We start from the raw sequence: 15,918 nt of genomic DNA on the forward strand, positions 1-15,918 counted from the left end.
GTATGTTCCGCAGCTGACGGTCCTATGCCTCAAACTCGCGAACACATCCTGTTGGCTCGCCAAGTAGGTGTACCTTACATCATCGTATTCATGAACAAATGCGACATGGTTGACGATGCCGAGCTGTTGGAACTGGTTGAAATGGAAATCCGTGACTTGTTGTCAAGCTACGACTTCCCAGGCGACGACTGCCCAATCGTACAAGGTTCTGCACTGAAAGCTTTGGAAGGTGATGCTGGTTACGAAGAAAAAATCTTCGAATTGGCTGCTGCTCTGGACAGCTACATCCCAACACCTGAGCGTGCTGTGGACAAACCTTTCTTGTTGCCTATCGAAGACGTATTCTCTATCTCTGGCCGTGGTACAGTAGTAACCGGTCGTGTAGAGCGCGGTATCATCCACGTTGGTGACGAGATCGAAATCGTAGGTCTGAAAGAAACTCAAAAAACCACTTGTACCGGTGTTGAAATGTTCCGCAAACTGCTGGACGAAGGTCAAGCAGGTGACAACGTAGGTGTATTGCTGCGTGGTACTAAACGTGAAGACGTAGAGCGTGGTCAAGTATTGGCTAAACCAGGTACTATCACTCCTCACACCAAGTTCAAAGCAGAAGTATACGTACTGAGCAAAGAAGAGGGTGGTCGTCATACTCCATTCTTCGCTAACTACCGTCCACAATTCTACTTCCGTACTACTGACGTAACTGGTGCAGTTACTTTGGAAGAAGGCGTAGAAATGGTAATGCCAGGTGAGAACGTAACCATTACTGTAGAACTGATTGCGCCTATCGCTATGGAAGAAGGTCTACGCTTTGCGATTCGCGAAGGTGGTCGTACCGTAGGTGCGGGTGTGGTTTCTTCTGTAATCGCTTAATTGAGGGATATTGATAAATGGCAAACCAAAAAATCCGTATCCGCCTGAAAGCTTATGATTACAGTCTGATTGACCGTTCTGCGCAAGAAATCGTTGAAACTGCCAAACGTACTGGCGCTGTTGTTAAAGGTCCGATTCCTTTGCCAACTAAAATCGAACGTTTCAACATCTTGCGTTCTCCTCACGTGAACAAAACTTCTCGTGAACAATTGGAAATCCGTACCCACTTGCGTCTGATGGACATCGTGGATTGGACTGACAAAACTACTGATGCACTGATGAAACTGGATCTTCCAGCGGGTGTAGATGTAGAAATTAAAGTTCAATAAGAACTGAAAAACCGAACAGCTTAGCTGTTCGGTTTTTTATAGAATTCTTAGGCCGTCTGAAAATTTTCAGATATTTGGCAACACTTCATCCGAAAAAAATGATGGTTTTAAGAAGTTAAATTGAAATTTTTGTTGATATTTCTTTGATTTGTCAATTATAATGGCGGACTTGGTACATCCGTATCAAGTTTAACTTTGTCTGAAAGGCAGGCCAATCGTAGCCCGCCCCTTTACTTAAAAGGAAAATAATCATGACTTTAGGTCTGGTTGGACGCAAAGTTGGTATGACTCGCGTGTTCGACGAACAGGGTGTTTCTGTTCCGGTAACTGTTTTGGATATGTCTGCCAACCGCGTTACACAAGTGAAATCCAAAGATACTGACGGCTACACTGCTGTGCAAGTTACCTTTGGTCAGAAAAAAGCTAATCGTGTCAACAAAACTGAAGCCGGTCACTTTGCTAAAGCAGGTGTTGAAGCTGGTCGCGGTTTGGTTGAGTTTGCTTTGACTGAAGAAAAACTGGCTGAATTGAAAGCCGGTGATGAAATTACCGTTTCTATGTTTGAAGTTGGTCAATTGGTAGATGTAACCGGTACCTCTAAAGGTAAAGGTTTCTCTGGTACGATCAAACGTCATAACTTCGGTGCTCAACGTACTTCCCACGGTAACTCCCGTTCTCACCGTGTTCCTGGTTCTATCGGTATGGCACAAGACCCTGGTCGCGTGTTCCCTGGTAAACGTATGGCAGGTCAATACGGTAACACTAAAGCAACTGTTCAAAAATTGGAAGTTGTACGTGTTGATGCTGAACGCCAACTCTTGTTGGTTAAAGGTGCTGTTCCGGGTTCGGTTAACAGCGACGTCGTGGTTCGTCCTAGCGTGAAAGTAGGTGCGTAATGGAATTGAAAGTAATTGACGCTAAAGGACAAGTATCTGGCAGCTTGGCTGTTTCTGATGCTTTGTTTGCTCGCGAATACAATGGAGCTCTGGTTCACCAACTGGTTACTGCTTACTTGGCAAATGCCCGTTCTGGTAACCGTGCTCAAAAAACTCGTGCCGAAGTAAACCACTCTACTAAAAAACCATGGCGCCAAAAAGGTACCGGTCGTGCTCGTTCCGGTATGACTTCTTCTCCGCTGTGGCGTAAAGGTGGTCGTGCATTCCCAAACAAACCTGACGAAAACTTTACTCAAAAAGTGAACCGTAAAATGTACCGTGCCGGTATGGCGACTATTTTGTCCCAATTGGCTCGTGACGAACGTTTGTTTGCAATTGAAGCATTGACTGCTGAAACTCCTAAAACCAAAGTTTTTGCCGAACAAGTGAAAAACTTGGGTTTGGAGCAAGTTCTGTTTGTAACTAAACAGCTCGACGAGAATGTTTACTTGGCTTCACGCAACTTGCCTAACGTATTGGTTTTGGAAGCCCAACAAGTTGATCCTTACAGCTTGCTGCGTTACAAAAAAGTCGTTATCACTAAAGATGCAGTTGCACAATTAGAGGAGCAATGGGTATGAATCAACAACGTTTGACTCAAGTAATCTTGGCACCTATCGTTTCTGAAAAAAGCAACGTATTGGCTGAAAAACGTAACCAAATGACGTTTAAAGTTTTGGCAAATGCAACTAAACCTGAAATTAAAGCAGCAGTTGAGTTACTGTTCGGTGTTCAAGTTGCAGACGTTACTACTGTTACCATTAAAGGTAAAATTAAACGTTTTGGTCGCACTTTAGGTCGTCGCAGCGATGTTAAAAAGGCTTACGTAAGCCTGGCTGCCGGTCAAGAGTTAGATTTGGAAGCCGCTGCTGCAGCTGCAGATAAGGAATAAACAAAATGGCAATCGTTAAAATGAAGCCGACCTCTGCAGGCCGTCGCGGCATGGTTCGCGTGGTAACAGAAGGTTTGCACAAAGGTGCACCTTATGCACCTCTGTTGGAAAAGAAAAATTCTACTGCCGGTCGTAACAACAATGGTCATATCACTACCCGCCATAAAGGTGGCGGTCATAAACACCATTACCGTGTTGTAGATTTTAAACGTAACAAAGACGGTATCCCTGCAAAAGTAGAGCGTATCGAATATGACCCTAACCGTACTGCATTTATCGCACTGTTGTGCTATGCAGATGGTGAACGTCGCTACATTATTGCTCCTCGTGGTATTCAGGCCGGTGCAGTATTGGTTTCCGGTGCTGAAGCTGCTATCAAAGTAGGTAACACTCTGCCGATTCGCAATATTCCAGTTGGTACAACTATTCACTGTATCGAAATGAAACCAGGTAAAGGTGCACAAATTGCACGTTCAGCTGGTGCTTCTGCGGTATTGCTTGCAAAAGAAGGTGCTTACGCTCAAGTTCGTTTGCGTTCTGGTGAAGTGCGCAAAATTAGCGTAAATTGCCGTGCAACTATCGGTGAGGTTGGTAACGAAGAACAAAGCCTGAAAAAAATCGGCAAAGCTGGTGCTAACCGCTGGCGTGGTATTCGTCCGACCGTTCGTGGTGTTGTCATGAACCCTGTCGATCACCCACATGGTGGTGGTGAAGGCCGTACTGGTGAAGCTCGCGAACCGGTTAGTCCATGGGGTACTCCTGCTAAGGGCTACCGCACTCGTAATAACAAACGCACGGATAACATGATTGTTCGTCGTCGTTACTCAAATAAAGGTTAATTAGTATGGCTCGTTCATTAAAAAAAGGCCCATATGTAGACCTGCATTTGCTGAAAAAAGTAGATGCTGCTCGTGCAAGCAACGACAAACGCCCAATTAAAACTTGGTCACGTCGTTCTACCATTTTGCCTGATTTCATTGGTCTGACTATCGCTGTCCACAACGGTCGCACTCACGTGCCTGTGTTTATCAGTGACAACATGGTTGGTCATAAATTAGGTGAGTTCTCATTGACCCGTACCTTTAAAGGCCACTTGGCCGATAAAAAGGCTAAAAAGAAATAAGGTGAATCATGAGAGTAAGTGCACAACATAAAAATGCCCGTATTTCAGCTCAAAAGGCTCGCTTGGTAGCTGATTTGATTCGTGGTAAAGACGTTGCCCAAGCTTTGAATATCTTGGCATTCAGCCCTAAAAAAGGTGCTGAGCTGATTAAAAAAGTATTGGAATCAGCAATCGCTAATGCCGAGCACAACAATGGTGCTGACATTGACGAACTGAAAGTGGTAACTATCTTTGTTGACAAAGGCCCAAGCTTGAAACGTTTCCAAGCTCGTGCCAAAGGTCGCGGTAACCGCATCGAGAAACAAACTTGTCATATTAATGTGACAGTGGGCAACTAAGGAAAAGCTATGGGACAAAAGATTAACCCTACAGGCTTTCGCCTGGCGGTAACTAAAGACTGGGCTTCAAAATGGTTTGCTAAAAGCACCGACTTTTCAACTGTTTTGAAACAAGATATTGATGTTCGTAATTACTTGCGCAAAAAATTGGCAAATGCTTCAGTTGGTCGCGTAGTAATCGAACGTCCTGCTAAATCTGCACGTATCACTATCCACTCTGCTCGTCCAGGTGTGGTTATTGGTAAAAAAGGTGAGGATATCGAAATCTTGAAACGTGACTTGCAAGCTCTGATGGGTGTGCCAGTTCATGTAAATATTGAAGAGATTCGCCGTCCTGAGTTGGATGCGCAAATTATTGCTGATGGTATTGCCCAGCAACTTGAAAAACGCGTCCAATTCCGTCGTGCAATGAAACGTGCAATGCAAAATGCAATGCGTTCTGGTGCCAAAGGCATCAAGATCATGACTTCAGGCCGTCTGAATGGTGCTGATATCGCTCGTAGCGAATGGTACCGTGAAGGTCGCGTACCTTTGCATACTTTGCGTGCAAATGTAGATTATGCAACTAGCGAAGCGCACACTACTTATGGTGTACTGGGTCTGAAAGTTTGGGTTTATACAGAAGGTAATATTAAATCTTCTAAACCTGAGCATGAGAAGAAACAAAGAAAGGCAGGTGGACGTAATGCTGCAGCCAACTAGACTGAAATATCGCAAGCAACAAAAAGGCCGTAACACCGGTATTGCTACTCGCGGTAACAAAGTAAGTTTCGGTGAGTTCGGTTTGAAAGCCGTAGGCCGTGGTCGTTTGACTGCCCGCCAAATCGAAGCTGCTCGTCGTACTATGACTCGTCATATTAAACGTGGCGGTCGCATTTGGATTCGTGTATTCCCTGATAAACCAATTACTGAGAAACCTATCCAAGTTCGTATGGGTGGCGGTAAAGGTAATGTGGAATATTACATTGCTGAAATTAAACCAGGCAAAGTATTGTACGAAATGGACGGTGTTCCTGAGTCTTTGGCTCGTGAAGCATTTGAATTGGCCGCTGCCAAATTGCCTATTCCTACAACCTTTGTAGTAAGACAGGTGGGTCAATAATGAAAGCAAATGAATTGAAAGACAAATCTATTGAGCAATTAAACTCTGATTTGTTGGACTTGTTGAAAGCTCAGTTTGGCTTACGCATGCAAAATGCAACCGGTCAGTTGGGTAAATCTAGCGAGTTGAAACGTGTACGTCGCGATATTGCTCGTATTAAAACCATTTTAACTGAAAAAGGTGCTAAGTAATGAGCGAAGCTAAAAATGTTCGTACTTTGCAAGGCAAAGTGGTAAGCGACAAAATGGACAAAACTGTTACAGTATTGGTTGAACGTAAGGTTAAACACCCTCTGTACGGTAAAATTATTCGTTTATCAACTAAAATCCATGCTCATGATGAAAACAATCAATATGGCACTGGTGATGTAGTGGTAATCGAGGAATCTCGTCCTTTGTCAAAAACCAAGTCTTGGGTTGTAAAAGAATTGGTTGAGAAAGCCCGTACTGTTTGATTTAAAACACAGTAATGTAGCTTAATAAGAAACGAAGTCTTGCAGCAAAGTTAATTTGCGTGTAAACTTCGTTTCTTATCTTCCAGCTTCTTATGGAAGTTTCTCTCCCTTCGGGATCCAAGACTGGTTTACTAGAACCGTGATGGTTTCATTTAATAAGCAGCTTAAAGTAAGGTGCGAGTTATATGAAAGTGGTAAATTAAGTTGGTTAATTTAAAGGTACTAATATGATTCAAATGCAGACCATCTTAGATGTGGCTGATAACTCTGGTGCGCGTCGCGTGATGTGCATCAAGGTATTGGGCGGATCTAAGCGTCGCTACGCTTCTGTTGGCGATATTATTAAAGTTGCAGTTAAAGATGCAGCCCCACGTGGTCGTGTCAAAAAAGGTGATGTATACAATGCGGTAGTTGTTCGTACTGCAAAGGGTGTGCGTCGTCCTGATGGTGCGCTAATTAAATTTGATAACAACGCCGCTGTGTTATTAAATAATAAACTTGAGCCTCTGGGTACTCGTATTTTTGGCCCGGTAACCCGTGAATTGCGTACTGAGCGATTTATGAAAATCGTTTCATTGGCGCCTGAAGTATTATAAGGAATAGCGCGATGAATAAAATCATTAAAGGCGATCAGGTTGTAGTGATTACCGGTAAAGATAAAGGTAAGCAAGGTCAAGTAGTTCGAGTGTTGGGTGATAAAGTTGTTGTTGAAGGTGTGAATGTTGTCAAACGCCATCAAAAACCTAATCCAATGCGTGGTATTGAGGGTGGTATTATTACTAAAGAAATGCCTTTGGATATTTCTAATGTTGCAATCCTGAATCCGGAAACTAATAAAGCAGACCGTGTTGGTATTAAGCTGATTGAAAATGAAGGCAAAGTTAAACGCGTTCGTTTCTTCAAATCAAATGGCTCTATCATTGGAGCATAAGGAGATAACATGGCTCGTTTGAGAGAGTTTTATAAAGATACAGTTGTTCCTGAATTGGTTAAACAATTTGGTTACAAATCAGTAATGGAAGTTCCACGTATTGAAAAAATCACCTTAAATATGGGTGTAGGTGAGGCTGTTGCTGATAAAAAAGTTATGGAACACGCTGTTTCTGATTTAGAGAAAATTGCTGGTCAAAAACCAGTTGTTACTGTTGCTCGTAAATCTATCGCAGGTTTTAAAATCCGTGATAACTATCCAGTTGGTTGCAAAGTAACATTGCGTCGTGATCAAATGTTTGAATTTTTGGATCGTTTGATTACTATTGCGTTGCCTCGCGTACGTGACTTCCGTGGTGTAAGCGGTAAATCATTTGATGGTCGTGGCAATTACAATATGGGCGTTCGTGAGCAAATTATTTTCCCGGAAATTGAATACGATAAAATCGATGCTTTGCGTGGTTTGAATATTACTATTACAACTACTGCAAAAACTGATGAAGAAGCGAAAGCTTTGTTGTCACTGTTCAAGTTTCCGTTTAAAGGATAATCATGGCTAAGAAAGCACTTATTAATCGTGAGCTGAAACGTCAAGCATTGGCGAAAAAGTTTGCAGCTAAACGTGAGGCAATTTTCGCTGTTATTAATGATGCTAATGCGACTGAAGAAGAACGTTTTGAAGCGCGTTTGAAATTTCAATCCATTCCTCGTAATGCAGCACCTGTACGTCAACGTCGTCGTTGTGCTTTAACAGGTCGTCCTCGTGGCACTTTCCGTAAATTTGGTTTGGGCCGTATTAAAATCCGTGAAATCGCTATGCGTGGCGAGATCCCTGGTGTTGTTAAAGCTAGCTGGTAATAGGAGTATAAATAATGAGTATGCATGATCCTATTTCCGATATGTTGACTCGTATTCGCAATGCGCAACGTGCTAATAAAGCAGCAGTTGCCATGCCTTCTTCTAAACTGAAATGTGCAATTGCAAAAGTTCTGAAAGAAGAAGGTTATATCGAGGATTTTGCGGTTTCTGCTGATGCAAAACCGGTATTGGAAATTCAATTGAAATACTATGCAGGTCGTCCTGTGATTGAGCAAATTAAACGTGTTTCACGTCCAGGTTTGCGTATTTACAAAGCATCAAGTGAGATCCCTAGCGTAATGAATGGTTTGGGTGTCGCTATTGTTAGTACTTCTAAAGGTGTAATGACTGATCGCAAAGCCCGTTCTGAGGGTATTGGTGGTGAGTTGTTGTGCATCGTAGCCTAGTGGAGAAAAGTAAATGTCACGCGTCGCAAAAAACCCAGTGACTGTTCCTGCTGGTGTAGAAGTAAAATTCGGAACAGATGCATTGGTTATCAAAGGTAAAAACGGTGAGTTGTCTTTTCCTTTGCATTCCGATGTTGCTATTGAACTGAACGATGGTAAATTGACTTTTGCTGCAAAAAATGACAGTAAACAGGCTAATGCTATGTCTGGTACTGCTCGTGCATTGGTTAATAACATGGTTAAGGGTGTTTCTGAAGGTTTTGAGAAAAAACTTCAATTGATTGGTGTGGGTTATCGTGCCCAAGCTCAAGGCAAAGTTTTGAACTTGTCTTTGGGTTTCTCTCATCCAATCGTGTACGAAATGCCTGAAGGTGTTTCTGTTCAAACCCCTAGCCAAACAGAAATCGTTTTGACTGGTGCAGATAAACAAGTGGTTGGCCAAGTCGCTGCTGAAATTCGTGCATTCCGTTCTCCTGAGCCTTATAAAGGTAAAGGTGTTCGTTATGTAGGTGAAGTAGTAGTGATGAAAGAAGCCAAGAAAAAATAATTGAGGTTCACTAATGGATAAACATACAACCCGACTCCGTCGTGCACGCAAAACCCGTGCGCGTATTGCGGACTTGAAAATGGTAAGATTATGTGTGTTCCGCAGCAATAATCATATTTATGCTCAAGTAATTAGTGCTGAAGGTGATAAAGTATTGGCCCAAGCCTCTACATTGGAAGCTGAAGTACGTAGTAGCCTGAAATCAGGTAGCAACGTTGAAGCAGCAGCTGTAGTTGGTAAGCGTATTGCTGAAAAAGCTAAAGCAGTGGGTGTTGAAAAAGTTGCTTTTGACCGTTCAGGTTTCCAATATCACGGTCGTGTGAAAGCTTTGGCTGAAGCTGCACGTGAAAATGGTTTAAGCTTCTAATATTTGGAGACTTTCAGATGGCAAAACATGAAATTGAAGAACGCGGTGACGGCCTGATTGAAAAGATGGTCGCAGTTAATCGCGTGACTAAAGTAGTTAAAGGTGGCCGTATCATGGCTTTCTCTGCACTGACTGTTGTTGGTGATGGTGATGGTCGCATCGGTATGGGCAAAGGTAAATCAAAAGAAGTACCAGTTGCTGTTCAAAAAGCAATGGATCAAGCTCGACGCTCTATGATTAAAGTACCTTTGAAAAACGGTACTATTCATCATGAAGTTATTGGTCGTCATGGTGCTACTAAGGTATTTATGCAACCTGCTAAAGAAGGTAGCGGTGTGAAAGCTGGTGGTCCAATGCGTTTAGTATTTGATGCTATGGGTATTCATAACATTTCAGCTAAAGTACATGGTTCTACTAATCCTTACAATATTGTACGCGCTACATTAGACGGTTTGTCTAAACTGTATACCCCTGCTGATATTGCTGCTAAACGTGGCTTGACAGTAGAAGATATTTTTGGAGCTAACCATGACTGAGCAAAAAAAGATTAAAGTTACATTGGTTAAGAGCCTGATCGGTACAATTGAATCTCATCGTGCATGTGCTCGCGGTTTAGGTTTGCGCCGTCGTGAACATACTGTAGAGGTTTTGGATACCCCTGAAAACCGTGGCATGATCAATAAAATCAGCTACTTGTTGAAAGTGGAGTCTTAATATGTTTTTGAATACTATTCAACCTGCTGAGGGTGCTACTCACGCTAGTCGTCGTGTAGGCCGTGGTATTGGTAGCGGCTTAGGTAAGACAGGTGGTCGTGGTCATAAAGGTCAAAAAAGCCGTTCTGGTGGCTTCCACAAGGTAGGTTTTGAAGGCGGTCAAATGCCTTTGCAACGTCGTCTGCCGAAACGTGGTTTCAAATCTTTGACTGCAGCCGCTAATGCTGAAGTTCGTTTGAGTGAATTGAATCTGATTGCTGTGAACGAGATTGATGTCTTGGTTCTTAAACAAGCTGGTCTGATTCCTGCAACTACTTCTAATGTAAAAGTTATTGCTTCTGGTGAAATCTCAAAAGCAGTTACCTTGAAAGGTGTAAAAGCTACTAAAGGTGCTAAAGCTGCTATTGAAGCTGCCGGTGGTAAAGTAGAAGAATAAGGCTTGCACTACAGTGGCTAATCAACAATCTTTATCAGGATTATCCAAATTTGGTGATCTGAAAAAACGTCTGGTGTTCCTTTTAGGTGCTTTAGTCGTTTTCCGTATTGGTGCTCATATACCGGTACCGGGCGTAGATGCTGTTGCATTAGCTAAGTTATACGAAGGCGCTGCAAACGGCATATTCGGAATGTTAAATATGTTCTCGGGTGGTTCGTTGGAGCGCTTTAGTATATTTGCAATTGGTATCATGCCTTATATTTCATCGTCGATTATTGTTCAGCTTGCTTCTGAAATTGTTCCTTCTTTAAAAGCTTTAAAGAAGGAAGGTGAGGCTGGTAGGAAAATAATTACAAAATATACTAGGTATGGGACGGTATTATTGGCTGTATTGCAAAGCTTTGGTGTTGCAACATTTGTTTATCAACAAGGTGTTGTTGTAACGAGTTCGCTTGAGTTTCATATTTCTACAGTGGTCTGTTTGGTTACAGGTACTATGTTTCTGATGTGGTTAGGGGAGCAAATTACCGAGCGTGGTATTGGTAATGGTATTTCTTTAATTATTACAGCAGGCATTGTATCGGGTATCCCATCCGGTATTGTTCGGTTATTAACTTTGACTGAACAAGGCTCTATGAGTATGTTGATGGCGGTATCAATTGTGATTGGTATTTTGCTGTTGATCTATGCTGTAGTTTATTTTGAGAGTGCTCAGCGTAAAGTTCCTGTGCATTATGCTAAAAGACAGTTTGGCTCTGGAATGATGCCGGGACAAAGCATTCATATGCCGTTCAAGCTAAATATGGCAGGTGTTATTCCTCCTATTTTTGCTTCCAGTATCATTTTATTTCCATCTACACTTTTAGGTTGGTTTGGTTCGAATAGTACGAATTCTGTTCTTCATAAGGTTGCTGCAATGCTGCAACACGGACAGCCTTTGTATATTGTATTATTTGCCACAACTATCATCTTTTTCTGCTATTTCTATACTGCTTTAGTATTTAGCCCTAAAGAGATGGCTGAAAATTTGAAGAAGAGTGGTGCATTTGTGCCAGGTATTCGCCCAGGTGAGCAAACCTCTAGATATTTGGAAAAAGTGGTACTAAGGCTGACATTGTTTGGTGCTTTGTACATTACTACAATCTGTCTGATACCTGAATTTTTAACGACAGCATTGAATGTGCCTTTCTATTTAGGAGGGACGTCTTTGCTTATCTTGGTTGTCGTTACAATGGATTTTAGGACACAAATCAATTCCTACGTAATGAGTAGTCAGTATGAGGATTTGATGAGTCGTCCAGATATGAAATCTTTATCACGTAAGTAGGCTTATGGCTAAAGAAGATACCATACAGATGCAGGGCGAAATCCTTGAGACTTTGCCCAATGCAACATTTAAAGTAAAACTGGAAAATGATCATGTAGTACTTGGTCATATATCTGGCAAAATGCGGATGCATTATATCCGTATTTCTCCAGGTGATAAGGTAACAGTTGAATTAACTCCTTATGATTTAACCCGTGCTCGGATTGTTTTCCGAGCAAGATAAACGATAAAAGGAAATAAAATGCGTGTACAACCTTCTGTAAAGAAAATTTGTCGCAATTGCAAGATTATTCGTCGTAATCGTGTAGTTCGCGTAATTTGTACTGACCCACGTCACAAACAACGTCAAGGTTAAGAAGCTAGTTTTCTTAACTATTGATTTTGTGGTATAGTGACACACTTTGCCCTAAAAAGGAAAAAATATGGCTCGTATTGCAGGGGTAAATATCCCTAATAATGCCCATATCGTAATTGGCCTTCAGGCTATTTATGGTATTGGTGCGACTCGTGCTAAATTGATTTGTGAGGCAGCAAATATTGCTCCTACTACTAAAGCAAAAGATTTGGACGAGGCTCAATTAGACGCTTTGCGTGAGCAAGTTGCTAAATATGAAGTTGAAGGCGATTTGCGTCGTGAAGTAACGATGAGCATTAAACGATTGATGGATATGGGTTGCTATCGCGGCTTCCGTCATCGTCGTGGCTTGCCTTGTCGTGGTCAACGCACTCGCACAAATGCCCGTACCCGTAAAGGTCCGCGCAAAGCGATTGCCGGTAAGAAATAAATTTTAAGGAATTTGATTAATGGCTAAAGCAAACACAGCTTCGCGTGTACGTAAAAAAGTACGTAAAACCGTAAGCGAAGGTATTGTGCACGTTCATGCATCTTTCAACAATACCATCATTACAATCACTGACCGTCAAGGCAATGCATTGTCTTGGGCTACCTCTGGCGGCGCTGGTTTTAAAGGTTCTCGTAAAAGTACACCATTTGCAGCACAAGTTGCAGCAGAAGCAGCTGGTAAAGTTGCCCAAGAGTATGGCGTTAAAAATTTAGAAGTCCGCATTAAAGGCCCTGGCCCTGGTCGCGAATCTTCTGTACGTGCTTTAAACGCTCTTGGTTTCAAGATTACCAGCATTACTGACGTTACCCCGTTGCCTCATAACGGTTGCCGTCCGCCTAAAAAACGTCGTATTTAATATTGGAGTGATTTAAAACATGGCACGTTATATTGGCCCTAAATGTAAATTAGCACGTCGCGAAGGTACGGATCTGTTTTTGAAGAGTGCACGTCGCTCTTTGGATTCAAAATGTAAAATGGATTCTGCACCTGGTCAGCACGGTGCGAAAAAACCACGTTTGTCAGACTACGGTTTGCAATTGCGTGAAAAACAAAAAATCCGTCGTATTTATGGTGTGTTAGAACGCCAATTCCGTCGTTACTTTGCGGAAGCTGATCGTCGTAAAGGTTCTACCGGTGAATTGCTGTTGCAATTGCTGGAGTCCCGTTTGGACAATGTCGTTTATCGTATGGGTTTTGGCTCTACCCGCGCTGAAGCACGTCAATTGGTTTCTCATAAAGCTATCGTTGTAAACGGTCAGGTTGTTAATATCCCTTCTTTCCAAGTTAAAGCAGGCGATGTTGTAGCTGTTCGTGAAAAAGCTAAGAAACAAGTACGTATCCAAGAGGCATTGAGCTTGGCTACTCAAATTGGCTTGCCAAGCTGGGTATCTGTTGATGCCGACAAATTGGAAGGTGTATTCAAAAATATGCCGGATCGCTCAGAATTGTCTGGCGATATTAATGAACAGCTGGTGGTAGAGTTCTACTCTAAATAATGCTAGCTCAATGAGGGACAGTTAAATGCAAAATAGCACAACCGAATTTTTGAAACCTCGTCAAATCGATGTAGATACCTTGTCTTCTACTCGAGCTAAGGTGTCTATGCAGCCATTTGAGCGTGGTTTTGGTCATACTTTAGGTAATGCTTTGCGTCGTATCTTACTGTCATCCATGAATGGCTTTGCCCCAACTGAAGTAGTTATTTCCGGTGTATTGCATGAATACTCTACTATTGATGGTGTTCAGGAGGATGTTGTTGACGTTCTCTTGAACATTAAAGGTATCGTATTCAAGCTTCACGGTCGTAACCAAGTTCAGTTGACTTTGAAGAAAACAGGTGCTGGTGCTGTTGTAGCCGGTGATATTGATTTGCCACACGATGTGGAAATCATTAATCCTGAACATGTTATTTGCCACTTGTCCGACAATGGTCAAATCGACATGGAAATTAAAGTAGAGCAAGGTCGTGGTTATCAATCTGTTTCAGGCCGTCGCGTATTGCGTGATGAGAACAAACAGATTGGTGCGATTCAGTTGGATGCGAGCTTTTCGCCCATCAGTCGTGTTAGCTTTGAAGTTGAACCTGCACGCGTAGAGCAACGCACGGATTTAGATAAATTGGTTTTGGATATTGAAACCAATGGTTCTATTGATCCAGAAGAAGCTGTACGTAGTGCCGCACGTATCTTAATTGACCAAATGTCTATTTTTGCAGATCTGCAAGGTACTCCGGTTGAAGAGGTTGAAGAGAAAGTGCCTCCTATCGATCCTATCTTGCTGCGTCCTGTAGATGATTTGGAATTAACCGTACGTTCAGCTAATTGTCTGAAAGCTGAAGATATTTACTATATTGGCGATTTGATTCAACGTACTGAAACCGAGCTTCTCAAGACCCCTAATTTGGGTCGTAAATCTTTGAATGAGATCAAAGAAGTGTTGGCCTCTAAAGGTCTGACATTAGGTTCCAAATTAGAAGCTTGGCCGCCTGTAGGCTTAGAAAAGCCGTAAGTTTGAAGATTAAAGGATAATGACATGCGTCATCGTAATGGCAACCGCAAATTAAACCGTACTAGCAGCCACCGTGCTGCGATGCTGCGCAATATGGCGAATTCCTTGTTGACTCACGAAACTATCGTGACAACTTTGCCTAAAGCAAAAGAATTGCGCCGCGTAGTTGAGCCCTTGATTACCTTGGGTAAAAAACCTTCTTTGGCAAACCGTCGTTTGGCTTTTGACCGCACTCGCGATCGTGATGTTGTAGTTAAATTGTTTGACGAATTGGGTCCACGCTTTGCTGCTCGTAACGGCGGCTATGTTCGTGTACTGAAATACGGTTTCCGTAAAGGCGACAATGCTCCTTTGGCATTGGTTGAATTGGTTGATAAAGCAGCTGATTCTGCTGAATAAGCAAATTAATATGAAAGCACTACCTGTTTAGGTGGTGCTTTTTTATTTGGATAACCCCTTTCTCATTTCGCAGTGCTACAATGGCCTTGACGGGATTTAATGCACACATGCTGTTGTAGCTCCCTTTCTCATTTCGCAGTGCTACAATTAATATTGTTGGCTCATGGGTTGGCTTTCGGTTGTAGCTCCCTTTCTCATTTCGCAGTGCTACAATTTTAAAACTACCTTCCTGCCTTTTAGGCTTGTTGTAGCTCCCTTTCTCATTTCGCAGTGCTACAATTGACAACGCAGAGCCAGCCGCCTGAATACCGTTGTGGCTCCCTTTCTCATTTCGCAGTGCTACAATTTTATTAATGAGAGGGTTTTATTATGAATAGTTGTAGCTCCCTTTCTCATTTCGCAGTGCTACAATTGCCGGTATGGGATGGCAACCGCTTCTCGTGTTGTAGCTCCCTTTCTCATTTCGCAGTGCTACAATAAAAACTTTGCAAGTTTCGCAACATCTGCAGTTGTAGCTCCCTTTCTCATTTCGCAGTGCTACAATGAAATACATCACGCAACGCAGGCAGATGTTGTTGTAGCTCCCTTTCTCATTTCGCAGTGCTACAATACAACAGAAAAACTTCCTTTTGTCCCTTTTGTTGTAGCTCCCTTTCTCATTTCGCAGTGCTACAATAGTCCGGGGTCGGATAGACGATGATTTGCGGTTGTAGCTCCCTTTCTCATTTCGCAGTGCTACAATCCCTGTCTTATCCTACATCATGCCCCTTATGTTGTAGCTCCCTTTCTCATTTCGCAGTGCTACAATAGCTGAGTATGAGTACAACCTCAGAACATGGTTGTAGCTCCCTTTCTCATTTCGCAGTGCTACAATGTCTGTACCGTATGTATCCGCTTCCTAAGCGTTGTAGCTCCCTTTCTCATTTCGCAGTGCTACAATAATACCCTGACGAAGAAGCGAGCCTTGACGGTTGTAGCTCCCTTTCTCATTTCGCAGTGCTACAATGGAACAATACGCGCGAGCCAGAACTAGGC

The 15,918-nt window shown here is 42.6% G+C and carries 30 protein-coding genes and 1 CRISPR repeat array; all 30 genes read left to right on the plus strand.

Annotated features, from left to right (window positions below; all coding sequences use genetic code 11):
- Window positions 1-873, plus strand: an 873-nt coding sequence (tuf, locus tag O3661_RS10240; RefSeq protein WP_371493355.1) for an elongation factor Tu, incomplete at its 5' end; no start/stop codon positions are given.
- Window positions 874-890: 17 nt separating this feature from the next.
- Window positions 891-1,202: a 30S ribosomal protein S10 gene (gene rpsJ / locus O3661_RS10245; protein ID WP_002642322.1), complete on the plus strand. Its 312-nt coding sequence runs from the start codon at window positions 891-893 to the stop codon at window positions 1,200-1,202.
- Window positions 1,203-1,453: 251 nt separating this feature from the next.
- Window positions 1,454-2,098, plus strand: a complete 645-nt coding sequence (rplC, locus tag O3661_RS10250) for a 50S ribosomal protein L3 (protein ID WP_004464584.1) — start codon at window positions 1,454-1,456, stop codon at window positions 2,096-2,098.
- Entirely contained in the window at window positions 2,098-2,718 is a 621-nt protein-coding gene (rplD, locus tag O3661_RS10255; protein WP_371493358.1) for a 50S ribosomal protein L4, read from the plus strand. The genes rplC and rplD overlap by 1 nt, the downstream gene beginning before the upstream one ends.
- Complete coding sequence (gene rplW, locus O3661_RS10260) at window positions 2,715-3,029, plus strand: 50S ribosomal protein L23 (protein ID WP_003749274.1); 315 nt, start codon at window positions 2,715-2,717, stop codon at window positions 3,027-3,029. Before rplD ends, rplW begins: the two co-directional genes overlap by 4 nt.
- 5 nt (window positions 3,030-3,034) lie before the next feature.
- A complete protein-coding gene (gene rplB / locus O3661_RS10265) occupies window positions 3,035-3,868 on the plus strand; it encodes a 50S ribosomal protein L2 (RefSeq protein ID WP_003684813.1) in 834 nt (277 codons plus the stop codon).
- Window positions 3,869-3,873: 5 nt separating this feature from the next.
- The gene (gene rpsS, locus O3661_RS10270; protein WP_002215422.1) at window positions 3,874-4,152 is read left to right on the plus strand and encodes a 30S ribosomal protein S19; all 279 of its coding nucleotides are present in this window, start codon (window positions 3,874-3,876) and stop codon (window positions 4,150-4,152) included.
- Between the two features lie 8 nt (window positions 4,153-4,160).
- The gene (rplV, locus tag O3661_RS10275) at window positions 4,161-4,490 is read left to right on the plus strand and encodes a 50S ribosomal protein L22 (protein ID WP_003749277.1); all 330 of its coding nucleotides are present in this window, start codon (window positions 4,161-4,163) and stop codon (window positions 4,488-4,490) included.
- A gap of 9 nt (window positions 4,491-4,499) precedes the next feature.
- Window positions 4,500-5,192, plus strand: a complete 693-nt coding sequence (rpsC, locus tag O3661_RS10280) for a 30S ribosomal protein S3 (RefSeq protein ID WP_003684753.1) — start codon at window positions 4,500-4,502, stop codon at window positions 5,190-5,192.
- Complete coding sequence (gene rplP, locus O3661_RS10285; protein ID WP_003749279.1) at window positions 5,176-5,592, plus strand: 50S ribosomal protein L16; 417 nt, start codon at window positions 5,176-5,178, stop codon at window positions 5,590-5,592. The genes rpsC and rplP overlap by 17 nt, the downstream gene beginning before the upstream one ends.
- Window positions 5,592-5,783, plus strand: a complete 192-nt coding sequence (gene rpmC, locus O3661_RS10290) for a 50S ribosomal protein L29 (RefSeq protein ID WP_003684705.1) — start codon at window positions 5,592-5,594, stop codon at window positions 5,781-5,783. The genes rplP and rpmC overlap by 1 nt, the downstream gene beginning before the upstream one ends.
- The gene (gene rpsQ, locus O3661_RS10295; protein ID WP_204787826.1) at window positions 5,783-6,046 is read left to right on the plus strand and encodes a 30S ribosomal protein S17; all 264 of its coding nucleotides are present in this window, start codon (window positions 5,783-5,785) and stop codon (window positions 6,044-6,046) included. The genes rpmC and rpsQ overlap by 1 nt, the downstream gene beginning before the upstream one ends.
- 227 nt (window positions 6,047-6,273) lie before the next feature.
- Window positions 6,274-6,642: a 50S ribosomal protein L14 gene (gene rplN, locus O3661_RS10300; RefSeq protein WP_002215434.1), complete on the plus strand. Its 369-nt coding sequence runs from the start codon at window positions 6,274-6,276 to the stop codon at window positions 6,640-6,642.
- 11 nt (window positions 6,643-6,653) lie between these two features.
- Complete coding sequence (gene rplX / locus O3661_RS10305; RefSeq protein ID WP_036493506.1) at window positions 6,654-6,977, plus strand: 50S ribosomal protein L24; 324 nt, start codon at window positions 6,654-6,656, stop codon at window positions 6,975-6,977.
- Window positions 6,978-6,986: 9 nt separating this feature from the next.
- Entirely contained in the window at window positions 6,987-7,526 is a 540-nt protein-coding gene (rplE, locus tag O3661_RS10310) for a 50S ribosomal protein L5 (RefSeq protein ID WP_003684750.1), read from the plus strand.
- A 2-nt stretch (window positions 7,527-7,528) separates the two neighbouring features.
- Window positions 7,529-7,834, plus strand: a complete 306-nt coding sequence (rpsN, locus tag O3661_RS10315; protein ID WP_003684736.1) for a 30S ribosomal protein S14 — start codon at window positions 7,529-7,531, stop codon at window positions 7,832-7,834.
- A 14-nt stretch (window positions 7,835-7,848) separates the two neighbouring features.
- On the plus strand, window positions 7,849-8,241 hold the full coding sequence (gene rpsH / locus O3661_RS10320) for a 30S ribosomal protein S8 (protein ID WP_204787825.1): 393 nt from the start codon (window positions 7,849-7,851) through the stop codon (window positions 8,239-8,241).
- Between the two features lie 13 nt (window positions 8,242-8,254).
- The gene (gene rplF / locus O3661_RS10325) at window positions 8,255-8,788 is read left to right on the plus strand and encodes a 50S ribosomal protein L6 (protein ID WP_004464590.1); all 534 of its coding nucleotides are present in this window, start codon (window positions 8,255-8,257) and stop codon (window positions 8,786-8,788) included.
- Between the two features lie 13 nt (window positions 8,789-8,801).
- Complete coding sequence (rplR, locus tag O3661_RS10330) at window positions 8,802-9,155, plus strand: 50S ribosomal protein L18 (RefSeq protein WP_003749287.1); 354 nt, start codon at window positions 8,802-8,804, stop codon at window positions 9,153-9,155.
- Between the two features lie 17 nt (window positions 9,156-9,172).
- Complete coding sequence (gene rpsE / locus O3661_RS10335) at window positions 9,173-9,691, plus strand: 30S ribosomal protein S5 (protein WP_019272316.1); 519 nt, start codon at window positions 9,173-9,175, stop codon at window positions 9,689-9,691.
- Window positions 9,684-9,869: a 50S ribosomal protein L30 gene (gene rpmD, locus O3661_RS10340; RefSeq protein WP_003684808.1), complete on the plus strand. Its 186-nt coding sequence runs from the start codon at window positions 9,684-9,686 to the stop codon at window positions 9,867-9,869. Before rpsE ends, rpmD begins: the two co-directional genes overlap by 8 nt.
- 1 nt (window position 9,870) lies before the next feature.
- The gene (gene rplO / locus O3661_RS10345) at window positions 9,871-10,305 is read left to right on the plus strand and encodes a 50S ribosomal protein L15 (protein WP_371493359.1); all 435 of its coding nucleotides are present in this window, start codon (window positions 9,871-9,873) and stop codon (window positions 10,303-10,305) included.
- Window positions 10,306-10,318: 13 nt separating this feature from the next.
- On the plus strand, window positions 10,319-11,632 hold the full coding sequence (gene secY, locus O3661_RS10350; RefSeq protein WP_371493361.1) for a preprotein translocase subunit SecY: 1,314 nt from the start codon (window positions 10,319-10,321) through the stop codon (window positions 11,630-11,632).
- 4 nt (window positions 11,633-11,636) lie between these two features.
- Entirely contained in the window at window positions 11,637-11,855 is a 219-nt protein-coding gene (infA, locus tag O3661_RS10355; protein ID WP_003684714.1) for a translation initiation factor IF-1, read from the plus strand.
- Window positions 11,856-11,873: 18 nt separating this feature from the next.
- On the plus strand, window positions 11,874-11,987 hold the full coding sequence (rpmJ, locus tag O3661_RS10360; protein ID WP_003697674.1) for a 50S ribosomal protein L36: 114 nt from the start codon (window positions 11,874-11,876) through the stop codon (window positions 11,985-11,987).
- Window positions 11,988-12,054: 67 nt separating this feature from the next.
- On the plus strand, window positions 12,055-12,417 hold the full coding sequence (gene rpsM / locus O3661_RS10365) for a 30S ribosomal protein S13 (RefSeq protein WP_003749295.1): 363 nt from the start codon (window positions 12,055-12,057) through the stop codon (window positions 12,415-12,417).
- Window positions 12,418-12,436: 19 nt separating this feature from the next.
- Window positions 12,437-12,832, plus strand: coding sequence for a 30S ribosomal protein S11 (gene rpsK / locus O3661_RS10370; RefSeq protein ID WP_002216249.1), 396 nt, complete (start codon window positions 12,437-12,439; stop codon window positions 12,830-12,832).
- Between the two features lie 19 nt (window positions 12,833-12,851).
- The gene (gene rpsD, locus O3661_RS10375; protein ID WP_003749296.1) at window positions 12,852-13,472 is read left to right on the plus strand and encodes a 30S ribosomal protein S4; all 621 of its coding nucleotides are present in this window, start codon (window positions 12,852-12,854) and stop codon (window positions 13,470-13,472) included.
- Window positions 13,473-13,497: 25 nt separating this feature from the next.
- Entirely contained in the window at window positions 13,498-14,484 is a 987-nt protein-coding gene (rpoA, locus tag O3661_RS10380) for a DNA-directed RNA polymerase subunit alpha (protein WP_049351000.1), read from the plus strand.
- A gap of 24 nt (window positions 14,485-14,508) precedes the next feature.
- Window positions 14,509-14,883 carry a 50S ribosomal protein L17 gene (gene rplQ, locus O3661_RS10385; RefSeq protein WP_003684792.1) on the plus strand — a complete coding sequence of 125 codons (375 nt, stop codon included), beginning with the start codon at window positions 14,509-14,511 and terminating at the stop codon, window positions 14,881-14,883.
- A gap of 46 nt (window positions 14,884-14,929) precedes the next feature.
- Window positions 14,930-15,889: direct repeats of the CRISPR family, unit length 36 nt; unit sequence GTTGTAGCTCCCTTTCTCATTTCGCAGTGCTACAAT.
- Window positions 15,890-15,918: the final 29 nt, after the last annotated feature.

The organism is Neisseria sp. 20925_1_37 (assembly GCF_041433255.1).
Taxonomy (GTDB): Bacteria; Pseudomonadota; Gammaproteobacteria; order Burkholderiales; family Neisseriaceae; genus Neisseria; species Neisseria flavescens_D.